Source organism: Streptomyces sp. NPDC048442 (genome assembly GCF_040651475.1).
Taxonomy (GTDB): domain Bacteria; phylum Actinomycetota; class Actinomycetes; order Streptomycetales; family Streptomycetaceae; genus Streptomyces.
This window is the reverse complement of the sequence record NZ_JBEZKB010000012.1, coordinates 63575-84300: the sequence shown is the minus strand read 5'-3', so window position 1 is coordinate 84300 and position 20726 is coordinate 63575. Positions and strand designations below refer to the sequence as shown.

Sequence of the window (20726 nt, the reverse complement as noted above, 5' to 3'; positions counted from 1 at the left end):
TCGGAACTGAGGTTCCCTTACGAAAGGCGAGGGTGCTAGGTTTCTGTTCGTAACGGGACTCCAGGCCCGTTTAACTCTCCCGGAGGGAACCTCCCACCATGTCCAGCACCACAACTGCGCCCACCCCGCCCGGTGTTGCCGCCCCGCCACCAAAGCTCACCGGCAACCTCAAGCTGATCCTCGCCGTCCTCCTCGTCGCCCAGTTCATGCTCGCCGTCGACTTCTCGATCCTGAACGTGGCGCTGCCCGCCATCGGCGACGGCCTCGGCTTCTCCCTCTCCCACCTCCAGTGGATCGCCACCTCCTTCGCCCTCAGCGCCGCCGGCTTCACTCTCTTCCTCGGCCGCGTCGGCGACCTGGTCGGCCGCAAGCGGATCTTCCTCGCCAGCATCGGACTGCTCGGCCTGTCCTCCCTGGTCGGCGGCCTTGCCACCAGCCCCGAAGTACTCCTCGTCGCCCGCGTCGCCCAGGGCCTGGCCACCGCGGCCGCCACCCCGGCCGGCCTCGCCCTGCTCACCACGGCCTTCCCCGAAGGGCCGCTGCGGCAGAAGGCACTCGGGCTCAACGGGGCGCTGATGTCCGCCGGGTTCACCACCGGCGCCGTCCTCGGGGGCGTACTCACCGATCTGCTCTCCTGGCGCTGGGCGTTCTTCGTCAACGTGCCCGTCGCCGTCGGCGTCCTGCTCGTCGCACCCGCCGTCATCAAAGAGTCCCGCCCCGCCGACCGCCCCAGGATGGACCTCCCCGGCGCGCTCTCGGTCACCCTCGGCCTGCTGAGCATCGTGTACGGACTCACCCAGGCCGGCGAACACGGCTGGACCCACCCCGTCGCCCTCGCGGGCCTGCTCGTGGGCGCCGTACTCCTCTACGTCTTCTACCTCGTCGAGCGCAGGGCCGCCCAGCCGCTGGTCCCGCTGCACGTCCTGAAGAAGCCGACCGTGGCGTGGGGCAACGTGCTCGGCCTGCTCGCCTTCGTCACCGAGACCTCCCTCGTCTACCTGCTCACGCTCTACATGCAGAAGACCCTCGGCTTCTCCGCCCTCACCGCAGGGATCTCCTTCGGCGTCCTGGGCCTGGGCACCGTCGTCGGCGGCGTCTTCGCGTCGAAGGTCATCTCCCGCACCTCCACCCTGACCGCGCTGGTCGCCGGCGGACTGCTCCAGGCAGTCTTCACCGCGATCCTGCTCCTCCTCGGACCGACCTCCGCGTCCATGGGCCTGCTGCTGCCCGCCACGTTCCTCGGCGGCGTCGGCAACATGCTGGTCATCGTCGGCTTCATGGTCACCGCCACCACCGGCCTCCCCGACCGCGAACAGAGCCTCGCCACCGGCCTGGCCAGCATGTCCCAGCAGGTCGGCATCACCATGGGCACCCCGATCATGTCCGCGATCGTCGCCGCCACGACGGCGGGATCCGTCACCGCGGGAGCGATCCTCGACGGCGTGAGCGTCGCCATCGCCGTGAACGCGGCACTGGTGCTCGTCGGGGTCCTCGTCGCGGCACTGTTCCTGCGCCGTACGGCACCCACCCCGTCGTAGGCTGAAATTCCGCAGGTGGTGAGGGACAGGAGACCGGGATGGCCGAGAAGACGGTGGCCGAGGCGACGGCCGAAGTGATGGCCGAGCTGGCCGGTCTTGAGGACCCGAAGGTGCGCGCGGTGAACGAGAAGCACGGTGACGATCACGGTGTGAACCTCGGCAAGCTGCGCGCGCTCGCGAAGCGCCTGAAGACGCAGCAGGAGCTCGCGGGCCGGCTCTGGGAGACGGACGACACCGCGGCGAAACTGCTGGCGATCCTGATCTGCCGTCCGAAGGCGTTCGAGCGCGACGAGCTGGACGCCATGCTGCGCCAGGCGCGTACGCCCAAGGTGCACGACTGGCTCGTGGGCAACGTGGTGAAGAAGAGCCCGCACGCCGAGGAACTGCGCCTGGCCTGGCTCGCCGATCTGGATCCGGTGGTCGCGAGCGCGGGCTGGGCGCTGACCACCGAACGCGTGGCGAAGCGGCCCGAAGGCCTCGACCTGGCCGGACTGCTCGATGTCGTCGAGGCGGAGATGAAGGACGCCCCGGACCGGTTGCAGTGGGCGATGAACCACTGCCTGGCCCAGATCGGGATCGAGCACGCCGAGCACCGCACCCGCGCGATCGGCATCGGCGAGCGCCTGGGGGTGCTCAGGGACTATCCGACCTCCCCGGGCTGCACGTCTCCGTTCGCGCCCGTCTGGATCGACGAGATGGTGCGTCGGCAGGGCGACGCCGGGTAGCAGCGAGAGCGGTTGTTGCTCGACGTACTCACCACGCTCACCACGCTCACCGCACTCGACGCACTCGACGCACTCGACGCACTCACCGCTCGACGGGGAGTGCGCCGATGCTGAAGACCAGGCCCTGGCGCACCGGTACTTCGTCGATCGGGACGGCGAGACGCAGCTTCGGGAAGCGGTCGAAGAGCTTGCGCAGTGCGACCTCGACGTCGAGGCGCGCGAGGTTCTGCCCGACGCACTGGTGGACGCCGAAGCCGAAGGCGAGATGGTTGCGCACGCCCCGCCGGAGGTCGAGCGCGTGGGGGTTCTCGAAGACGTCGGGGTCACGGTTGGCCGCCGGGTTGAGCAGTACGACTCCGTCTCCGGGGCGGATGACCTCGCCCGACGTCTCGATGTCGGCGGTGGCGACCCGTACCAGGCCCCCGGTCAGGGACAGGAAGCGCAACAGCTCTTCCACCGCGTTCGACCACGGCGCCTCACCGGTGCGCAGGAGGGCGAGTTCGTCCTCGTGGCTGAGCAGGGTCAGGACGGCGAGCGCGATGGTGCTGACGGTGACGTCCTGACCGGCGACGATGAGGACGGTGCCGTAGTGCGCGAACTGTTCGGCCGTCAGCGTCCCCGCCCGGACCCGGCCTGCCAGGTCGTCGAGGAGTCCGGTGCCGAGCCCGGCCTCCCCCGCGTCGGACCGGCGCTGCTTGGCCTCGCAGAGGGCCAGCAGGTACTCCCCGAGCGGCGGTACGGCGTCGAAGTGCCGGTGGAGCAGGTCGTGGAAGCGCTCGCGGTCGTCCTCGGGTATGCCGAGCATCGTGTGCATGCTCGCCGTGACCAAGGGCCGGACGTACGTCGCCAGCAGATCGACGGATTCGCCCGGCGGCCGGGCCGCCCACGCGTCGAGTCGCGCGTCCGCGACGGCTTCGACGGTCGCCCGCCAGCCCTGCACCCGCTTGAGCGAGAGGCTCGGCAGCAGTGCGCGGCGCTGCTCGGTGTGCAGCGGCGGATCGGTGCGCAGCAGTGCCCGCATCGCGGGGTGGCGGTCCGGGCGGCCGAGCGCCAACATCCTTGCCAGCTTGGGGAATTCGGCCTTGTCGCGGTCGACGGTGAGCCTGTTGTCGGCGAGCAGGGCGCGGGTGGCGGCGTGGCCGGTCACCGCCCAGATCTGGCGCCCGTCGTAGAGCCGGATCCTCGTCACGGGGCCGCGGGCGCGCAGGTCCTCGTACTCCTTCGGCGGGTGGTAGGGGCACTGCCGGGTCAGGGGGAGACCGGGCAGGTCGGAGGGGGCTTCGGGGAGGGTTGCGGGGCGGGCTTCGAAGCGGTTCTCGGGGAACGCTTCGCGGTCGGTGTGAGGCATCTTCAGTCCCTGGGACGAGCGGTCGGGGAGAGTTTCGCGGCGACGGCCCGCAGCGGCAGCGGCCCCAGCAGGTCGGCCGGGATGATCCCGGCGAACCCGGCCGCGGACAGGTGGTCGACCACCAGCGGGGCGAGGGACGTCCTGCCGCCCGCCGGGAGGTAGGGGGTCGCCATGTCGGCCACGAGGCAGGGGCACCGGGCGGCGAGCGCATCGGCGAGGGCCCGCTCCTGCGGGGTGCGCGGCGGCTCGGGGCGGGAGGGGAAGCCGTCGCCCTCCGCCGTCACAGGGGCCGCGGCCCAGGCTTGCGGAGTGGTTCCCTCCGGCGCGTCGCGGCGCACCACGAACCAGTGCGGCAGGACCAGGGACGGGTGGTCGGCCAGGGCGGACGCGAGCTGGGTACGGAGCGTCTGCGGTGTGGTCTCTCCCGAGACGTGGGCGATCAGGCGCTTCGCCGGAGGTGACGTGGGGGGTTGTTGCTCTTCTGCGGCCAAGTCGTGGCCGGTCCTCCGGCTCCCCGCGCCCCTGTCCCTGTCCCTGTGGGGCGCTGCGAAGACCTCGGCCGCCGTGACGCCCGGCAGGCCTGCGATGAGTGCGGCGCAGGCCCGGGTGTCCACCCAGGCGTGGTCCACCTGGACCCACCCTTCGCCGAACCGGCGCCGGAGAAGGCCGAGTTGCTCCAGCAGTTGGTGCACGGGGGTGTCCAGGGCGATGGTGCCGTCGGCCCAGCCGGTGACGAGCGCGCCGATGCCGTGCAGGGCGCGCGCGATGCGTTCGCCGTCCGTCACGGAGGTGTGTCCGTGCATCGACAGCGTGACCCCGTCCTCACCGGTCTCCACCGCGAGATACAGGTCGGCGCTGTTGTCCTGCCAGTCGATGGGGGCCTTCTCGACGACGAAGTCCTCCGTGCCGGTGCCAGTACGGAGGTCTTCGTCGGCGTCGGCGTGTTCCGGCCGTGCTCTGGCGAAGTAGTTGTACGTGACGCCGATCCTCAGGTTCATGCCGCGCTCGTGGCCCGCCCCGGCGCGCTCCTCCGTCATCTCCAGCGAGGAGTACCGCGCGAACCGCTGCGCCGTGAGGACGGCTCGGAACACCTTGGTCAGCAGGGTCGCCGACGAGTCCCCGGCCGCCACGTCGAAGACGACGAGGGCGGGCTGGAAGAAGCAGCCCACCGCGGCGGACAGCATCGGGTCCGCCCGGTTGGCCGTGTCCATGGACACCACGCAGCGGTCGTTGCCGGACAGCGCCGACAGGGCGGCGCCGTAGGCCGCGAGGTAGACGACACCGGGGGCCACCTTGTGCGCCGCGGCCACGCGCTCGGCGGCGAACGCGAGCCGCCGGGACCTCAGGGTCACCCGTTCGTACGGGCTCGGCGGTGCGAAGCCGTCGAAGTGCCCCACGGGTGCGGGCCGGTAGTCGGGGAACATGCCCTGCGGGATCGACCGGTAGCGGTCCTGCCAGTACGTGCGGACGCGCTCGCGGTACCGGGAGCGCGCCGCGGAATGGTCCAACTCGGCCTGCTCGCGCGGCTGTCGGGCCTCCGGCTGCGGCACGTCGTCGGGTCGGGCCCCGACCAGGCCGAGGAACGCACGCTCCAGCGCCATCCAGCTCTGTCCGTCGATGGCGCTGTGGATGGCTGTCACCACCACCCAGGCGCTCCCGTCCTCCTCCCTGACCAGGGCGAACCTCACCGGTCTGTCCCGGGCGGGGTCGAAGGGGCGCGCGGCGAGGCGTTCCGCCACCGCAGGGACGTCCGAGGCGCCGCCCACGGTGCTGAGCTCGAAGGCGGCCGTCCACGGCGGATCCACTTCCTGTACGGGCCTGCCCGTGTCGTCGTGGAGGAAGCGGGTCCGCAGGGACTCGTACCGGCGCACCAGAGTGCTGAGCGATGCGAGGACGGCGTCGTCAGGAACGGGCGCGTCCAGGCGCCAGGAGCGGGTGATCTTCACGCAGTCCCGGGTGGCGCCGTAGGAGGGCACGTCGAAGTACAGGAACCAGTAGTGCTCCTGGCCCCAGAGCATCGGTGCTCTTCGCGTCCCGGTCGGTGTTTCGATGGATGCCTCGACGGGTGCCTCGGTCGATGTCTCGGTCGGCATCTCGACAGGTGCCTCGGAAGGCGTCCCGGTCGGTGTTTCGTTCACTGCGGCTCCCACTGTCGGATCGTCAAGTACGCCGGTGCTGTACCTGCCAGGGCGACCGCGGCCCGGTGGCCCGGTGGCGCGGGTACGTCCCGTACCGACCAGCACCCCGGCAGGCGCCCGGCCGGGTCGTGCACGCGCAGCGGGCCGCGCGAGTGGGGCGGTCCCGCGACCGGGAGCCGCAGGCCGTGCCCCAGCAGGCGCGTCCCCGCCGCCTTGGTGCAGGCCTCCTTGCGGGTCCACAGCGCGAGGAACACTCCGTCGCGGTCGGTCTCGGCGGCCCCGGCCACGAGCGCGCTCTCGTCGGCGGTGAAGTACCTGCGGCTCAGCGCCAGGACGTTCCGGCCGGGGACCGGCCGCTCCAGGTCCACCCCGACGTCCCGCGAACCCGTCACCGCCAGCAGTGCGAGCGGGCCGCAGTGGGACAGGCTGAACCGCAGGGCGTCCTCGTGGCCCGCGAGGTGCGGCTTGCCCCAGCGGCCCGTCCGCCAGCCGATCAGGTCGGGCGGCCGGGACAGGTACCGGCCCAGGATGCGGCGCGCCGCACCGCGCGCGGCCTCGAACCTGGCGCGCAGGACCGGGTCGTCGATACCGGCAGCCCGGTCCCGCTCCGGCTCGCTCAGCGCCGTGCGCAGCAGGGCGCCCGCCGCCGCGGTGGCCGTGTCGAGGTCGATCCGCCAGATGTGGACGGTGTCGGTCCTCAACACGCCTTCTCTCCGGCGGGTTTGGAGTCGGCGGCGGGTTCGGGGCCGTCGGCCGGTGCGGGGCCCGTGGCCGGTTGAGAGCCCGCGGCCGGTTCGGATTCCGCGACCAGTTTCCGTACGAACATGGCTGCCGCCACCAGGGCGATGGTGCTGACCAGGTTGGAGATGGCGACGGTCCAGTAGAGCCCGTCGGGGCTGTCGGTCACCGCGACCGCCCAGCGGCCGACGGCGACGTTCCCGCCGAAGTAGACGAGGTTCAGGACGACCGCGCGCCGCCCGCCACCGATGTGTTCGAGCAGGGTGAGAGCGACCAGGACCGGCCCCTCGACCACATAGGTCAGGCCGACGATGCCCAGGTATCTGGCGGCCCCCGCGGCCGTCTCGCTCTCGCCGGTCATCAGCTGCGCGATGAGGTCCCGGCCGAAGAACGTCACGACGGCGATGACGGCAAAGACGACGAAGGACAGCAGGATGCCGCTGCGGTAGGTCGGCGCCAGATTCGCGTGCGAGCCCGCGCCGCGCTCCTGGTTGATGATGATCGCGGTGGCCGCGCCCAGTACGAGCGCGGGCATGATGATCAGGCTCTGCACGGAGGACGCGGTCGAGAACCCCGCCACCACGGCCGCCCCGAACGGCCCGAGCACCCACACCAGGGCGAGGTTGTAGAGGGAGATGATGCCGAGGGTGGCGCCCACGGGCAGGCCCACGGACTTGACGTGGCGGAGCACGGCGGACTGCCACGGGGCGCGCTGACCCCGCCACCAGAGCCCCGCGCGGCGCAGCAGCCACAGACCCGCGGCGGTGCCCGCGACGGCGCAGAAGGCGGCCGCGATCGGCAGGCTGTGCATCCCGAGTCCCGTGCCGAGACCGAGCCAGGCCACCAGCGCGATCTCGACGAAGGAACTGACCAGGGTGAGGACCAGGCCCTGCCGGGCGAAGCCGAAACCCCGCAGTGCGGAAGCACACAGCGCGGGCCCGAAGCCCAGCAGGCTGACCACGGACATCCAGCGCAGGAACCAGACGAACTCCTCCCGTGCCGCGTCGGGCACGTCGAACAGTGAGGCGAAGAGGGGCGCGCCCACGGAGAGCAGGAGCGTCAGCGAGGTCCCGACGACCACCCAGACCTTCATCATGTTCACGGTCAGCGGGAAGACGTCCTCGCGGGCTTCCCTGCCCTTGCTCAGGGAGCAGGCGACCTGCGTGCTCACCGCGAGAGCCGCGTTGACCGCGCTGAACACCATGCCCAGCGGCAGGAAGAGCGAGCGCACGTACAGGGCGTTGCTCCCCATCCGCCCGACCATCGCCACCAGGATCAGCATGGTGAGGTAGCCGACGATCTCGCCCACGACCATGGGACCGGCGAGGCGTGCGATGCGCAGCGTGCCCCGGGCCTGCCGCGGGTCCTTCTGGTTCTCAGCCACGGAACCCGCCCCGGACGAGACCGCGGAAGACGCTGAGCCGCTGGACGTTCTCCGTGCCTTCCATGTACTCGACGCCGCGTGCGTCGCGCGCCAGCTTCTCCAGGAAGGGGTGCTCGAAGCGGGCACCGGGCCCGAAGAACTCCAGGGCCTGCAAGGCCGTTTCCTCCGCGAGCCTGGCCGCGCGCAGCTTGGCCATCGACGCCAGCTGTCCGGCGGACACGTCCGCGTCGACGGCGACCGCGGCCCGCCGGGTCAGCCGGCGCACCGCCTCGATCCGGCGCTCCATGCCGTCCAGTTGGTCGTGCTCCGCACGCGTGAGGCCGCTGCGAGAGGTGCGTACATACTCGTGGGCGGCCCGGGCCAGGCCGACGCCCATGCTGGCGACGACGGGCCGCAGCAGGTTGAAGGTGCGCAGCCAGCCCGCCATGCCGCGCCGGGTGGGCGACAGGTGCCTGCCCAGGACCCGCTCGGGCGCGACTTCCACGGATTCCAGTACGAGGGAGCCGAGTTGGGCCCCCCGTAGGCCGAGCGTGCCGATGGGCTCGGCCTTGACGCCGGGCGCGTCAGCCTCCACCAGCACCGCGTTGACACCGAGCGGTCCGTTGCCGGTGCGCGCGAACACCACGCCCAGCCGGCCGCGTACCGCATTGCCCACGTACCGTTTGGTGCCGTCCAGCCGCCACGGTCCCTCGCCCGCCTTCCTGGTGAGCGAGGTCGTCAGGGAGGCCGCGTCCGAACCGCGCTCGGGCTCGGTCAGGGCGAAGAAGGTCCAGGTGGGTTCGGAGAGCACCCGGCCGTAGAACCACTCCTTCTGCTCCTCGTCCCCGAGGGCGTCCACCAGGGCGCCCGCCATGGGAGCTCCCGGGGCGGCCAGCGCGGTGGCGAGGTCGCCGCAGGCGGCCTCCTCGTAGTACACGACGCGTTCCAGGGCGGTCGTCAGGAAGAAGCGGTGCCCGGAGACGGTGAGCGGATCCGGGTTGTACGCGGGCGGGATCTGCAGGGTGCCGAGGCGGCCGAGCCCCGGGTGGTGCAGCAGCCGGGTGGGCAGGGTCGGGTCGCGGTCCACGTCGAGCGCGTGCGGCCGCAACGCGGCCCACCATTCGCGTGCCTGGGCCCGAAGCAGTTCGTGACGCCGGTCGAGTTCGATCACAAGGTGGCCCCTGGTTCAGCTGGTTCAGCGTGGTGGTGGCAGGCGTACGCGTCGGCGATCAGCTCGGAGAGCAGGGCGGCGCGGCCCGGCCCCTCGGCGGTGAAACCGAACGCGCCCAGCAGCCGCAGCAGCGTCCGGTCGGCGCCGGTGAGCTGGCGGTGCAGGTCGCACAGGGTCGCCCCGTCGAGTACGGGAGCGAGCAGCACGGTCTCGATCGCCGTGTGCTCCGTGGCCGCGTCGGCCAGCGCCCCCTTGATCAACTGCTGCTGCAGCAAAGGCGCGTGGTGCACGGTGCGTCGGCCGAGGTGGTCGACACAGGCGTCGAACAGCCCCCGGGACAGCCCGAGGCGCAGCCACGCGAGGGCCGTGGTGAGCACGTCCCCCGTGGCGGGCGGTACTTCTCCCGTGGCGCAAGCATCAGTGCGTACGACCGCCAGGCCGCTGCCCTCCAGCGCTACGGGAAGTACCGGCGGGACCCCGGAGAGCCGGGCGGCGGGGACCAGCGCGTGGCCCGCCGGGCCGCTGAGCAGCGCGCCCGCGGGGACGGCCCGGTACAGCTCCTCGACGGCGCTCAGCGCGCCCGACGCCCGCGCCGCCGCGCCGAGCGACTGCCGGAACTCCGGATCCGCGAGGTCCGCCGGTGTCGTGTCGTGCCGACGCGTCATGGGTGTGCCTCTCCTTCTCGAGCCGTGGTGTCCAGCTCTTGAGCGGTGGCGTTCGCCTCTTGAGCGGTGGCATCCACCCGGCACAGCCCCAGGTAGCCGAACCGCGCGTCGTACTCGGCGAGCAGCACGGTCCGCGCGGCCCGCCGAGGGTCGGCGAGTTCGTCGGCGAGCACCGCCCAGATCCCGGCGCAGGGCATCCCCGGCGGAGTGGTGCGCAGGTCGACGCCCTCGGGCACGCCGTCCCAGCTCCCGGTCAGACCCGCACCGGCGATCAGCACGGGCCGCTCGGTGCCGCCCGCGCTCTGCGCCAGGTGCGCCAAGTGCCCGGTGAGCGCGCGGGAGACGTCGCCGGGTTCGACCCCGGTCCGCTGCTCGGCGGCGAGGCCGCCCAGCGGGCCCGATGCGTCGAGCACCAGCGCGACCGCCGTGTCGTGCCGGGCCCGCAGCGGCTCGGGCACCGGCCCCCGGTGGCCCACGGCACTCTGTTCGGCGATTAGGACCAGCGCGCGGCGGGCGCCGTCGACGGGTATCCCTTCCACCGCCATGCGCAGCGCGGCGAACGGCGACGTGACGCCCTGCTCGGAGACCGCGAACGCGAGCCCGGTCCTGGCGGTGGACCGTACGAGCCGGCTCATCGACCAGCCGGGGGTCGAGTCGGGGGTGGCGTGTGCGAGCAGGGCGAGGTCGAAGTCGTCGTCGTACGGGGCGAGTTCGGGCAGCAGCGCCGAGACCATCGCCGCGTAGGTCGTACGTCCCGTACCGAAGCAGGTCTCGTCCACCGGGAGCCGGGCGGAAGCGGCGAGGTCCGAGAAGTACTCCCGGTCCTGCGCGTGGAAGGCTTCGCCCGGCTCGAAGTCCCGCCGCCGTACGTGCGCGAGGCGCAACGGTGGCGGCGGGGCCGCGCTCCCCGCAGCGGCCACCCGCGGGGGCACCGAGGTGTGGATCACTGCTCGGGCTCGTCGAGCTGCCTGGCGGCCTGGGCCGCGAGCGAGCCGACCGTCTCGAAGTCGTCGGGCTCCAGCGTCTCCGGGTCGAACTCGAAGCCCAGGTCGTCCTCCAGGCGCATCAGCAGTTCGAGGACGCTGGTGGAGTCGAAGCCCAGGTCGTCGAAGAGCCTGGTGTCGGCGCTGAGGGAGGAGGCCTCCCGGCCGCGCATCTCGGCGAGCGCGGTGATCATGGTCTGGGTGATGCGGGCCAGGTCGGCGGAGGGCCCGGTGTGGGTGGTCATGGCGGTGTGTGCTCCTTGCGGCCGATGCCTTGATGAGGTGGGTGTCGTGGGTCTGCGGGTGTGGTCAGTCGGTGGGGGCGGGCGTCGCGCCAAAGGCTCCTGCGGCCGTTCCGCCGGACGTCTCCGTGGCTGCTCTGTCGGGCGCCCCTGCGGACGCTCCGGTGAAGTCGTACGTCCGCTGCCGTGCGAGGAGGTCCTGGGGCCGGTCCCGCTCCCGCACCAGCAGCGGTCGCCCCTGGTGCACCAGGACTTCGGCGGGATGGCCGTGGCTGAGGAAGTTGACGGGGGACGCGCTCGGCCCGTACGCACCGGACTGGAGCACTCCGATCAGGTCGCCGGTCCTGAGGGGCGGCAGCAGGACCTTCTTGCCCAGCGTGTCGTTGGGCGTGCACAGCGGTCCTGCGATGTTCCACACCTCGTCGGCTGCCGCCCCGGTGCGGTTCAGCAACCGGATGGGGAAGTTGCGCTTGACGTAGGACCCGATGCCGACGGCCGCCATGTGGTGGTGGGTGCCGCCGTCGACGATGGCGAACCGTTCGCCCCGGGACTCCTTCAGGTACCGGACCCGGGTGACGTACGTACCGGCGGGCGCGGTCAGGTAGCGGCCCAGCTCCATGATGAGGCGCGTGCCGGGGCGGCCGGCGGTGAACTTCTCGATCACCGGGTTCAGCAGCGAGGTGAGGACCGCGGGGTCCAGCTCGCGTTCGCCGTCGAAGTACGGCACGCCCAACCCGCCGCCGATGTCGACGAGTTCGAGGGGGAAGCCGAGGGTGTCGGCGATCTGCTCGGCGGCCTCCAGGATGCGTTCGGTGTGCTCGGCGACGACGCCCTCGTCGAGCACCCGGGTGCCCATGTAGATGTGGATGCCGACCAGCCGCACCGAGGGGAAGCGCTCCGCCAGGCCGCTCTGCGCGAGCAGCGTCTCCTGGTCGATGCCGAACTGCCTGCTGGTGCCGCTCATCACGAGCTTGGCGCCCTTGACGGAGAAGCTGGGGTTGACGCGGAGCGCCACGCGCGCGGTGACCCCGCGTTCCGATGCGAGCCGGTCGAGCAGCGCCAGTTCGTCCAGGGACTCGCAGACGACGGCCGCGATCCCCGCGTCCAGGCAGGCGACGAGCTCCTCCGCGCTCTTGCCCGGGCCGGGGAACACGATGTCGTCGGCCGCGACGCCGGCCCGCCCGGCCGTGGCCAGTTCGGTCAGCGAGGAGACCTCGGCCCGTGCGCCCAGGGAGTGCAGCAGTGCGCAGACCGCGACGTTGGGGTTGGCCTTGAGGGAGTAGAAGATCTCGACCGCGGGGTGCAGCAGCTCCCGCAGGCCCTGGTACTGGCGGGTCATCGCGTCGGCGTCGTAGAGGTAGAGCGGAGTGCCGAACTCCGCCGCCAGGGCGGACACGGGCAGGCCCTGGACGTGGAGTTCGGTGGGGTCAGCGGCCATGGCGGTTCTCCTCCGTGAAGGCCGCGAGGCGTGCGGCGATCTGCTGGTCGAGGGCGGCGAGGCGGTCGTCGCTCCCGGCGACGGCGATGCCGTAGAGACGGCCGTCGAAGGTGTGTCGTCCTTCGTCGGGCCGCAGCCGGTGCGCGGCCGCGTTGACGGTGGCGTAGTTGTTGACGAGGAGCCCCTCGGGGGCGCCGGGGGACAGCAGCAGGCCTTCGAGGAGGTCCGAGAGCCGGGCGAACGGCAGCGGGCCGCGCAGGGTGACGGGGTACTGGGTGGCGAATGCGACCTTGCCCTCGGGAATGCAGCGGTCGCGGACGCGCTCCTGGTACGTCGACATGTTGTTGCGGGCGTTGATCTCGACGAGGGGGTAGAGGCCGCCCTCGGGATCGACCATCGCGTCGACTCCGACCGGGCCGAAGTACCCGTCCACGTAGAGGCGTTCGCCGATCAGCCGGGCAGCCGCTTCGAGCTCGGCGTGCTGGGCTCCATCGAGGCGGGCCGGAATGCGATGGCCCTTGTGCACTCCGGATTCGGTGACGGCCTCGCGGACGAAGTCGAAGGTGAAGGAGCCGTCCCTGCCGACGGTGAACTGGTAGTTCAAGTCGGTCTGCTTGGCGACCCAGGTCTCGACGACCATGCTCAGCCCGTCGTCGCCGGTGCGCTCCGCACGCCGGGCTATCTTCCTGGCGATGCGTTCCAGGGAAGCGCGTTCGGAGACGACGAGGAGACCCTTGCCCGAGACGCCGTAGGAGTCCTTCGCGACGGCCCTCCCGCCTCCGTCGAGGAGCGCACCGGCCTCCTCCACCGCGTGTGCGAGGTCGCCGACCGTCCGGCAGACCCAGCCGTGCGGCTGGCGCAGCCCCAGCGCGGTGGCGACCTCGCGGCTGTACGTCTTGCCGTTCACGGCCTTGCAGATGTGCGCGGACGGCAGTGCGAGCCGCAGACCGGCGAGTTCGGCGAGCTTCTCCTCGCGTACGGAGACCCCGTGCGGCCACAGGGCCGGGTGCCCCGTGAGCGCGCCGAGCTCCTTGCACAGGGCGGGGTCCGCGAGGACGTCCTCGGTCACCGTGAGCTGCGGATCCTGGGCGGCCGGCGTGAGGATGCGCGGCAGCTCCAGGCCCAGGGCTTCGAGATGCGCCAAGTGGTCCGGGTCCGGGGCCGACTTGAGTACGACGTGGTCCTGCGGCCCGGCGAGCAGCAGGCAGAACTCGTCCATGCGGTTGGCCATTTCGCGGGTCGCGCTCGCCGCGACCCGGGGCAGCCCCGGCTCGTCCTCGGCCCACTGGTTCTCCACCTCGAAGTTCCCGAGGAGGACCATGGGCGCGTCCGGCGCACCGGTGAGGACGGAGCGTATGCGGTCGGACCAGAGCTGTGGGGGAGTGCGGCGCACCGGGCCCCTTTCAGAACTCATTTTCCGTACACCTTCCTTTTACGCACCTTCCTTTTACGCACCCTTCTCCACTCGCTTTCAGTGCTCGAACACCATCGCCGAGAAAGTCGCGCCGAGTCCGACAGAGGTCATCACGTACCGCTGGCCCAGGCGCAGCCTGCCCTTTTCCCGGGCCGTCAGGTAGTTGAGGAAGGCATCGGCTCCGAAGCAGTGCCCGATCTCGGGGAGGTTGTCCGTGAAGAGCTTTTTGGTCCCTCGAATTCCCAGGTTGCGGAACACCGGCAGCCAGGACATTCGATTGACATTGTGCGGCAGTACCAGATCGATGTCGTCCATGGTCAGGCCGGCGCTCTCCACGGCGGCGCGCACGACCTCGGCCAGCGCTTCCGGATAGACCTTGCGGAATTCCTCGGCCGCATCGGCGGTCATGGACATTCCGCCCTCGAATTCCCCCCTGATCTGCGTGGCGTAGCCGAGGAGACGGTCGCGGGGGCCGTCGGCGCCGACCAGGACGGCTGCCGTGCACTCGCCCATCACCCCGGTGTCGGGGATCACCCGGGCACTGGCGGTGAACACCTTCTCGCCCGTGAGGACCAGCGCGAGCGCCTCCCGATCGCCGTCCGCAGCCAGCAGCCGACCTGCGAGTTCCACGGCCAGCAGGGCCGATGCGCAGGCGTGCTGGGTGACGCAGAAGGCCTGGGCCCCGCGCAGCCCGAGAGCGTCCCGCACCTCGTGCACGGTACTCGCCGGATAGGGGTCGGCCACCGGCATGGTGCGGGCCTGGAGCACGTATCGGACGCGGTGTTCCTGGCCCGCGAGTCCGTCCAGCCGTTCGGCCGCGCGCAGGAGCTGGCGGGCCGGACCGGGTTCCTCGTCGATACGGACCTCGGAGAAGCCGAAATACCTTTCATAAACCGCGATGTGCGCATCGGGAACCTGGTCCTTCTGGAGGAACTCCCGCACGGGAACCCGCCTTTCGGGACAGTAACCCGCGACCTCCAGGAGTGCCGTCAACGGAGCCTCCCCGGAAACTCCGCACGGCGGTACGGGTGTTTCTCCCGGTGCGGTGTGCATACCATTGCGGACATGGTCAACGGAGCAGCCCACGGGGCAGTCAGTAATTTCGGTCGCATATCCGTAATCGTCGGTGAGGAGATGGGGGAGATTCTCGGCTGTGCGCCGCTTTCCGCGGACGAGGACTTCTTCGCCCGCGGTGGCGACTCACTGCGCGCCGTCGCACTGGTCAGCAGGCTCGTCGCCCGCTGGCAGCCCACCGAGGGGCCGGCCGCCGACCGGCTGCAGGCGGCCCTGGTGACGGCCGCCTTCGACGGCCCGAGCCCGGAACGTCTCGCGGCGGTGATCGAGGGGGAGACCGGCTGAGCCGCCACCCGAGCCGACTCCCGTCGGGGTCGGGGGCCGGTCACGGCCGGTCCCCGACCGGGGTGCGGGCAGCTCCCGCGGGCAGGAGCGCGCAGGCACGTTTCACCGCGGTGAGGTCCGGCTTTCCCAGTGTGGTGCGCGGCAGTGCGGACAGGACGTGGACCCGGTGCGGCACCTCGTAGGCCGCCAGCCTGCCGCGCAGATGCGTCAACAGGTCCTCGACGCCGCCCTGTCGGCCGCGCAGCACGACGGCCGCGTGCACCGACTCCTCGCCGTCCTCCTCGTGTCCGAAGACATGCGCCTCCAGTACGTCGGCGTGCGTGCCGAGGGCGTCGCCGACCCGGCCGGGGTCGACCTTTCGGCCGCCGACGTTGATGAAGGTGCTCTTGCGCGCCAGTACGGTGAGGACCCCGGAGGCGTCGATCGTGACCAGGTCGCCCGTGTCGTACAGGCCGTCCTCGTCGAACACGTCCCTCGCGGGTGCGTCCCCTGCGGATGCGTGGTCCCCTTCGGACGCGTCCACATCTGTGTCCACGTCGTCGAGGTAGCCGGTGAACAGCATCGTGGTGCGGACGAGGAGCCGTCCGGTGACGGCTCCCGCGCCGGTCCCGGTAGGTGCTGCCGTGGACTCCGGCTCCCCTTCGGCCCCCGTGGGTGCGATCCGCCATGCCGCCGAGGGGTGGATCCGGCCCGCGACCCTTTCCGGCCACGGCTCCTCGCGGTCGTACTGACACGCGATCACCCCGGCTTCCGTACTGCCGTAGATCTGGTGCACGGGCAGGCCGAAGACGTGCTCCGCCCGCTCTCGGGTCCCGGGCGGCAGCGGGCCGCCCGAGGACAGCAGGGCGCGCAGCGCCGTTCCGCTTCCCGTGGGCGGGGAGGCCATCGCGAGGATGCGGTAGATCAGGGGAGTGCCGAGCAGTACCGTGGCGCCCTCGGCGATCGCGGTGTGCACCGCGCTGACGCTGAAGCGGGGCACGGTGACGATCTGGGCCCCGGCCGTCAGTGCGCCGGCGAGCAGGCCCATCATGCCGAAGGAGTGCGCCATGGGGATCGGGCCGAGCAGACGGTCGGCGGGCGTGTAGCCGTAGGTCTCGCCGTACAGGCGACCGCCGCGCTCGATGTTGGCGAGGTGCTGGCGGACGATCCGGGGCGCGCCCGTGGAGCCCGAAGTCACGCCCAGGATCTCGGGGTTGCGGTCCGGGGCGCGCAACGGGCCGCCCGGGTTTCCGAGCAACTCCGCATAAGGCGTCAGCTCCGCATACGGCGTCGGCTCCGTGTGCGACGTCAGCTCCGCATACGGCGTCAGCTCCGTGTGCGGCGTCATGCCGCTGTCGCCGTCGGGCCCGATGACGTGCCGCGCGCCCACCCGCCGGGCGACGGACCGTTCGGCGTTCAGGTGCGAGCTGTTCGCCTCCAGGCAGAGCAGGTCCACCGAAGCGGCCGTGAGGCCCAGGAACACCGCGAGGCTCTCGGCGGAGTTGTCGAGCACCAGGACGACGGGCGAGTCGAGCCCGGCCGTGCGGCCTGCCCACCGGGCCGCCCCGGCGGCGAGGTCCCGTAACTCGCGCCAGCTCGTACTGTGCCACCGGCCGTCCTCGGTGAGCACCCGTACGGCCGGGGTGTCCGGGCGTAAGGCCGCGTGCTCTTCCACCTGCTGATGCATCAGTGACCCCCCTCAAGTGCCGTGATGTGTCCGGAAGTCGACGGACCCGCCGGTGGAGGTCCGCCGGTCGTGAGCCCGCCCAGGGACAGTCCGCCGTCGACGTGGATCGTCTGGCCCGTGATGTACGAGGCGCCGTCTCCGGCGAGGAAGGCGAGGACCGCCGCGACGTCGTCCGGGAGCCCTGCCCTGCGGACCGGGGTGATCCCGGCGACCGCCGCCGCCCGCGGACCGCCGCCGGGTGCGGTGGTCCGTGCGGTCATCGGGGTCGCGATGAACCCCGGGGCCACGGCGTTGACCGTGATGCCGAGCGGGCCGAACTCGACGGCCAGCGCACGGGTCAGCCCTTCCAGACCCGCTTTGGCGGCCGCGTAGTTGGCCTGGCCGTGGCCGCCGAGTGCGGAGACGCTCGACAGGTTGAGGATCCGTCCCCAGCGTGCTCGCGCCATGTGCTTCTGGACGGCGCGGGCGCAGAGGAAGGCCCCGCGCAGATTCACCGAGTGCACCCCGTCCCAGTCCGTCTCGGACATCGTGTGGACGGTGGCGTCCCTGAGGACGCCCGCGTTGTTGACGAGTATCTGCAGCCCGCCGAGCTCAGCGGTCGTGGTCCGCACCATGGCCCTGACCTGACGCGGGTCGGAGACGTCGCACGCCACGGGCAGCGCACGGCCCCCTTCGGCGGTGATCTCCGACGCCAGCCGCTCGATGCCGGTGACATCGATGTCGGCGAGGGCGACCGCGACGCCTTGCCGAGCCAGCCGACGGGCCGTGGCCGACCCGATTCCGCCGGCGGCGCCCGTCACCACGGCTGTTCGACCGTTCACGGGTGTTCCACCGGTCCCCCCTGGCAGCTCTGAATTCGACACGCCTTTCGGATGGGCTGCGGCAACCGGGCATGGGTGACTGAAAAGAATCGAAACATAGGAGCTGTTTCCTTGACTTCGATTTTGCCTAGATGTGCGTGCCGAGTGAAACGACCGTCACGTTAGAGCGTCCTCGTGCGTAACGTCAAGGATCAATTCCCACAAGAGGCATAGCGGAGCAAACCAGCACATAATCCCGCCCTCTTGGATTGCTTGACTAAAGCGAATTAGTTACTTAGCTTCCAAAGACCTCGCTTGAGTACCGGCGCTGGCCGAACCGTCCTGGGCACGCTCGCGCCGTTCAACCCTCGCGTACCGACGCGTACTTCGACCTCCCCTTCTACCCGTGAGTAGTGGGCGGTCGCGGCGGCGCGCCAGGTACTCACCAGTGGAAGCAGGCCGGTCGCATCGTGAATCAGAACGTCCCTGTGCCCGTTAATTTAGTGGCGCACTTTCTCGTAGCGGATGGTTACGGAAGTCTGGCCGAGTACGCGGCGCTAGGAATGAGCAAAGAAGGCGCCCGGGTAAACATCATCCCCATCAAGGTATTTCCCGAAGGGCTGTCCCCGGGGATGCTCGACCTGCTGGCGCATTCCACCCCGTACCGGGAAGGCCCGGTGCTCTTCTCCGCGGCGCTCGAACCCGAACTCGAGCTCTATGCGCACACCGAGCATTTCGTCCATACGATGTGGGAGTCGAGTCGACTGCCCGCCGACTGGCCGCGCAAGCTCAACCGCGCCAGGGCCGTCGTCGTACCGACCCGCTTCGTGGCCGACGTCTGCCGGTCCAGCGGTGTGACCGTCCCCGTCGAGGTGATTCCCGAGGGCGTCGACCCGGAGCTGTACCCGTGGATCGAGCGCCAGGAGCGCGAGGGCGTGACGACCTTGGTCGTGGGCACGGTCCTGCCGCGCAAGCACGTCGCCCAGGCGATCGAGGCGTGGCAGCTGGCCTTCGAAGGCGATCCGACCGCCCGCCTGATCATCAAGTCCCGGTTCCAGACGGCCAGGGCGCACGGTCTCAGCGTCGACGACCCGCGGATCAGACTGATCGACGACCAGGAGATGGTGCGCGGCATCCTGCACTGGTACGAGCGGGCCGACGTGCTGCTCGCGCTGGGCAGCGAGGGCTTCGGGCTGCCCCTGGTCGAGGGCATGGCGACCGGTCTGCCCGTGGTCGCGCTGTCGTCCGAGGGGCAGGGCGACGTCTGCCGGGACGCGGGCGACCTCGTACTGGCCGTGCCGCCCGGCAGTTGGGAGGTCGCGGACGAACCGGGCTACGGGCGGTGCGGGGTGCGCGGCGTGCCGGACGTACAGGAGGTCGCCAAGCAACTGCGGTGGGTGGCAGACCACCGTGAGGAGGCGGCCCAGCGGGGCGTCGCCGCATCGCAGTGGGTGCACAAGAACCGCAATCTGTGGCACAAGGGCCCGGCCCTGCTCGACGTCATGGAGACCCACATGCGGCCCTCGCGCCCGCTGCGGGCACGGTGACCGGCGGCACGGGCCCGACCGGAAGGGACGGAGCCGCGGCAATGGGCGCCGCCACCGGTCCGAAGGGCGCCGACACCGGCCCGAGGAGCGCCGAAACCGGTCCGAAGGGCACCGTCACCGACCCGAAGAGCACCGTCACCGACCCGAAGAGCACCGTCACCGACCCGAAGGGCACAGAAGCCGACCCGAAGGGCACCGAAACCGACCTGAAGGGGACCGACATCAACCACAGCAGGGAACAGCGACCGGGCGCAGTCTGTGTGATCGGCCTCGGATACGTCGGACTCACCCTCGCCGTCACCCTCGCCGCACAGGGCCTCAGGGTCATCGGCGTCGAGCGCGACCCGGCGGTCCGCGAGCAACTGGCCCGTAAACAGCCCCATGTCCACGAAGCCGGCCTGGAGCTCGACCGGGCGGTCGACAGCGGACTGTTCACGGTGACCGGCTCCGTACCGTCGGGCCTGGCGGCGGACACGTACATCGTGTGCGTCGGTACCCCGGTGGACGAGAGCGGCGTCCCCGACCTGACCCAAGTGGAGGGCGCGGTCCGCTCGGTGGCCGAGCACGCCGTGGACGGGAACCTGGTGATACTCCGCTCCACCGTGCCGGTCGGCACCTCCAGGGCACTGCTCGCCGGACTCCGTACGCACCGGGACGTCGAGCTGGCCTTCTGCCCCGAGCGGACCGTCCAGGGCGTCGCCGTGCACGAACTGCGCAGCCTGCCGCAGATCGTGGCCGCCAGCACACCCAGCGCGGCCGGGCGGGCCGCCGCCCTGTTCCGCACCCTGACCCCCGACATCGTCGAGGTCTCCACCCTGGAGACGGCGGAGATCGCCAAGCTCGCCTGCAACGCGTACCGCTACTCGCTTTTCGCCTTCGCCAACGAACTCGCGCGGCTCTGCGAAAGCGTGGGCGTCAGCTCCCGAGAGGTCCGGGCCGCCGCCGCGACCGGATACGCCCGCGGGGTGATGCCGACCGCGGGGCCGGTCGGCGGTTCCTGCCTGCCCAAGGACACGGCGATACTCGCCCGGGCCTTCCAGGACCACGGATCACCGGGGTCCGCCCTGCTCGACGGCGTCACCGGCGCCCATCGGGCCACCCCGGACCAGGTCGCCGACCGGGTGGCGGACCGGATGGCGCGGCTGGCCGTGCCGGGACCGCTGACCGTCGCCCTGCTCGGTGTCGCCTTCAAGGGCCACCCCGAGACGGACGACGAACGCTCCTCTCCCGCCGTGCAGATCATGGCGCGACTGCGCGAGAGGTTCGGCGGGGCGACCGTACGCGCGCACGACCCGCTGGTGCCGCACGCCAGGCAACGGGCCCTGGGGTACGAGCCGTACACCGAGGTCAAAGAGGCCGTCGACGGCGCGCACCTGGTCGTCATCGGCACCAACCACAAGTCGTACGCCGAACTCTCGCTGCACTGGCTCTCCGAACGGATGGCGAGCCCGGGCATCGTGTACGACGCCTGGGCGGTGCACGCCCACGACCGTGCGGCGCTCAGCGGCGAAGTGGAGTACCTCGCCTTCGGCGAGGGCCGGTTGGCGCGGTCGTCGTGACGCGGCCGGCCGGACGGGACCGAGAGACAGTG

The 20726-nt window shown here is 71.3% G+C and carries 17 protein-coding genes and 1 pseudogene; 5 read left to right on the top strand and 13 right to left on the bottom strand.

The annotated features are described in order from the left end of the window. The first annotated feature begins 98 nt into the window (after positions 1 to 98). The gene (locus tag AB0D18_RS19615) at positions 99 to 1538 is read left to right on the top strand and encodes an MFS transporter (protein WP_362419711.1); all 1440 of its coding nucleotides are present in this window, start codon (positions 99 to 101) and stop codon (positions 1536 to 1538) included. A gap of 38 nt (positions 1539 to 1576) precedes the next feature. Next, complete coding sequence (locus tag AB0D18_RS19610) at positions 1577 to 2263, top strand: DNA alkylation repair protein (RefSeq protein WP_362419708.1); 687 nt, start codon at positions 1577 to 1579, stop codon at positions 2261 to 2263. An 82-nt stretch (positions 2264 to 2345) separates the two neighbouring features. Here AB0D18_RS19610 and AB0D18_RS19605 read toward each other — a convergent pair whose 3' ends face one another. From AB0D18_RS19605 to AB0D18_RS19555, 11 genes are all read right to left on the bottom strand, one after another. Beyond that, positions 2346 to 3611 carry a cytochrome P450 gene (locus tag AB0D18_RS19605; RefSeq protein WP_362419705.1) on the bottom strand — a complete coding sequence of 422 codons (1266 nt, stop codon included), beginning with the start codon at positions 3609 to 3611 and terminating at the stop codon, positions 2346 to 2348. Positions 3612 to 3613: 2 nt separating this feature from the next. After that, a complete protein-coding gene (locus AB0D18_RS19600) occupies positions 3614 to 5749 on the bottom strand; it encodes a condensation domain-containing protein (protein ID WP_362419702.1) in 2136 nt (711 codons plus the stop codon). After that, a complete protein-coding gene (locus AB0D18_RS19595) occupies positions 5746 to 6453 on the bottom strand; it encodes a 4'-phosphopantetheinyl transferase superfamily protein (RefSeq protein ID WP_362419699.1) in 708 nt (235 codons plus the stop codon). The genes AB0D18_RS19600 and AB0D18_RS19595 overlap by 4 nt, the downstream gene beginning before the upstream one ends. After that, positions 6447 to 7871: an MATE family efflux transporter gene (locus AB0D18_RS19590; RefSeq protein WP_362419696.1), complete on the bottom strand. Its 1425-nt coding sequence runs from the start codon at positions 7869 to 7871 to the stop codon at positions 6447 to 6449. Before AB0D18_RS19590 ends, AB0D18_RS19595 begins: the two co-directional genes overlap by 7 nt. Beyond that, positions 7864 to 9021: an acyl-CoA dehydrogenase family protein gene (locus AB0D18_RS19585; protein ID WP_362419694.1), complete on the bottom strand. Its 1158-nt coding sequence runs from the start codon at positions 9019 to 9021 to the stop codon at positions 7864 to 7866. The genes AB0D18_RS19590 and AB0D18_RS19585 overlap by 8 nt, the downstream gene beginning before the upstream one ends. Further along, positions 9018 to 9686, bottom strand: a complete 669-nt coding sequence (locus tag AB0D18_RS19580; protein WP_362419691.1) for an acyl-CoA dehydrogenase family protein — start codon at positions 9684 to 9686, stop codon at positions 9018 to 9020. The genes AB0D18_RS19585 and AB0D18_RS19580 overlap by 4 nt, the downstream gene beginning before the upstream one ends. After that, positions 9683 to 10633, bottom strand: a complete 951-nt coding sequence (locus AB0D18_RS19575; protein WP_362419688.1) for a hypothetical protein — start codon at positions 10631 to 10633, stop codon at positions 9683 to 9685. Before AB0D18_RS19575 ends, AB0D18_RS19580 begins: the two co-directional genes overlap by 4 nt. Next, positions 10630 to 10914: an acyl carrier protein gene (locus AB0D18_RS19570; RefSeq protein ID WP_362419685.1), complete on the bottom strand. Its 285-nt coding sequence runs from the start codon at positions 10912 to 10914 to the stop codon at positions 10630 to 10632. Before AB0D18_RS19570 ends, AB0D18_RS19575 begins: the two co-directional genes overlap by 4 nt. Positions 10915 to 10978: 64 nt before the next feature. Beyond that, on the bottom strand, positions 10979 to 12349 hold the full coding sequence (lysA, locus tag AB0D18_RS19565; RefSeq protein ID WP_362419682.1) for a diaminopimelate decarboxylase: 1371 nt from the start codon (positions 12347 to 12349) through the stop codon (positions 10979 to 10981). Further along, positions 12339 to 13763, bottom strand: coding sequence for a hypothetical protein (locus AB0D18_RS19560; RefSeq protein WP_362419679.1), 1425 nt, complete (start codon positions 13761 to 13763; stop codon positions 12339 to 12341). Before AB0D18_RS19560 ends, lysA begins: the two co-directional genes overlap by 11 nt. A 57-nt stretch (positions 13764 to 13820) precedes the next feature. Continuing rightward, positions 13821 to 14705 carry a 3-oxoacyl-[acyl-carrier-protein] synthase III C-terminal domain-containing protein gene (locus tag AB0D18_RS19555; protein WP_362419676.1) on the bottom strand — a complete coding sequence of 295 codons (885 nt, stop codon included), beginning with the start codon at positions 14703 to 14705 and terminating at the stop codon, positions 13821 to 13823. Between the two features lie 123 nt (positions 14706 to 14828). On the opposite strand from AB0D18_RS19555, the gene AB0D18_RS19550 reads away from it, so the two are divergent. Further along, positions 14829 to 15122 carry a phosphopantetheine-binding protein gene (locus AB0D18_RS19550; RefSeq protein WP_362419673.1) on the top strand — a complete coding sequence of 98 codons (294 nt, stop codon included), beginning with the start codon at positions 14829 to 14831 and terminating at the stop codon, positions 15120 to 15122. Between the two features lie 40 nt (positions 15123 to 15162). Here AB0D18_RS19550 and AB0D18_RS19545 read toward each other — a convergent pair whose 3' ends face one another. Together AB0D18_RS19545 and AB0D18_RS19540 are read right to left on the bottom strand one after the other, a co-directional pair. Further along, positions 15163 to 16788, bottom strand: coding sequence for a class I adenylate-forming enzyme family protein (locus AB0D18_RS19545; protein WP_362419670.1), 1626 nt, complete (start codon positions 16786 to 16788; stop codon positions 15163 to 15165). An 83-nt stretch (positions 16789 to 16871) separates the two neighbouring features. Continuing rightward, positions 16872 to 17609 (bottom strand): annotated as a pseudogene (locus AB0D18_RS19540) (SDR family NAD(P)-dependent oxidoreductase); the annotation flags it as partial. A gap of 542 nt (positions 17610 to 18151) precedes the next feature. Here AB0D18_RS19540 and AB0D18_RS19535 point away from each other — a divergent pair. Beyond that, positions 18152 to 19135, top strand: coding sequence for a glycosyltransferase family 4 protein (locus AB0D18_RS19535; RefSeq protein ID WP_362419667.1), 984 nt, complete (start codon positions 18152 to 18154; stop codon positions 19133 to 19135). Positions 19136 to 19176: 41 nt separating this feature from the next. After that, positions 19177 to 20694, top strand: coding sequence for a nucleotide sugar dehydrogenase (locus AB0D18_RS19530; RefSeq protein WP_362419664.1), 1518 nt, complete (start codon positions 19177 to 19179; stop codon positions 20692 to 20694). The last annotated feature ends 32 nt before the right edge of the window (positions 20695 to 20726 follow it).

What these genes read in the sequence shown, in the direction of transcription:
- AB0D18_RS19615 (WP_362419711.1), top strand. Translation starts at nt 99, where the DNA reads ATGTCCAGCACCACAACTGCGCCCACCCCGCCCGGTGTTGCCGCCCCG.
- AB0D18_RS19610 (WP_362419708.1), top strand. Translation starts at nt 1,577, where the DNA reads ATGGCCGAGAAGACGGTGGCCGAGGCGACGGCCGAAGTGATGGCCGAG.
- AB0D18_RS19605 (WP_362419705.1), bottom strand. Translation starts at nt 3,611, where the DNA reads ATGCCTCACACCGACCGCGAAGCGTTCCCCGAGAACCGCTTCGAAGCC.
- AB0D18_RS19580 (WP_362419691.1), bottom strand. Translation starts at nt 9,686, where the DNA reads ATGACGCGTCGGCACGACACGACACCGGCGGACCTCGCGGATCCGGAG.
- AB0D18_RS19570 (WP_362419685.1), bottom strand. Translation starts at nt 10,914, where the DNA reads ATGACCACCCACACCGGGCCCTCCGCCGACCTGGCCCGCATCACCCAG.
- lysA (WP_362419682.1), bottom strand. Translation starts at nt 12,349, where the DNA reads ATGGCCGCTGACCCCACCGAACTCCACGTCCAGGGCCTGCCCGTGTCC.
- AB0D18_RS19560 (WP_362419679.1), bottom strand. Translation starts at nt 13,763, where the DNA reads ATGAGTTCTGAAAGGGGCCCGGTGCGCCGCACTCCCCCACAGCTCTGG.
- AB0D18_RS19550 (WP_362419673.1), top strand. Translation starts at nt 14,829, where the DNA reads ATGGTCAACGGAGCAGCCCACGGGGCAGTCAGTAATTTCGGTCGCATA.
- AB0D18_RS19545 (WP_362419670.1), bottom strand. Translation starts at nt 16,788, where the DNA reads ATGCATCAGCAGGTGGAAGAGCACGCGGCCTTACGCCCGGACACCCCG.
- AB0D18_RS19535 (WP_362419667.1), top strand. Translation starts at nt 18,152, where the DNA reads ATGAGCAAAGAAGGCGCCCGGGTAAACATCATCCCCATCAAGGTATTT.
- AB0D18_RS19530 (WP_362419664.1), top strand. Translation starts at nt 19,177, where the DNA reads ATGGGCGCCGCCACCGGTCCGAAGGGCGCCGACACCGGCCCGAGGAGC.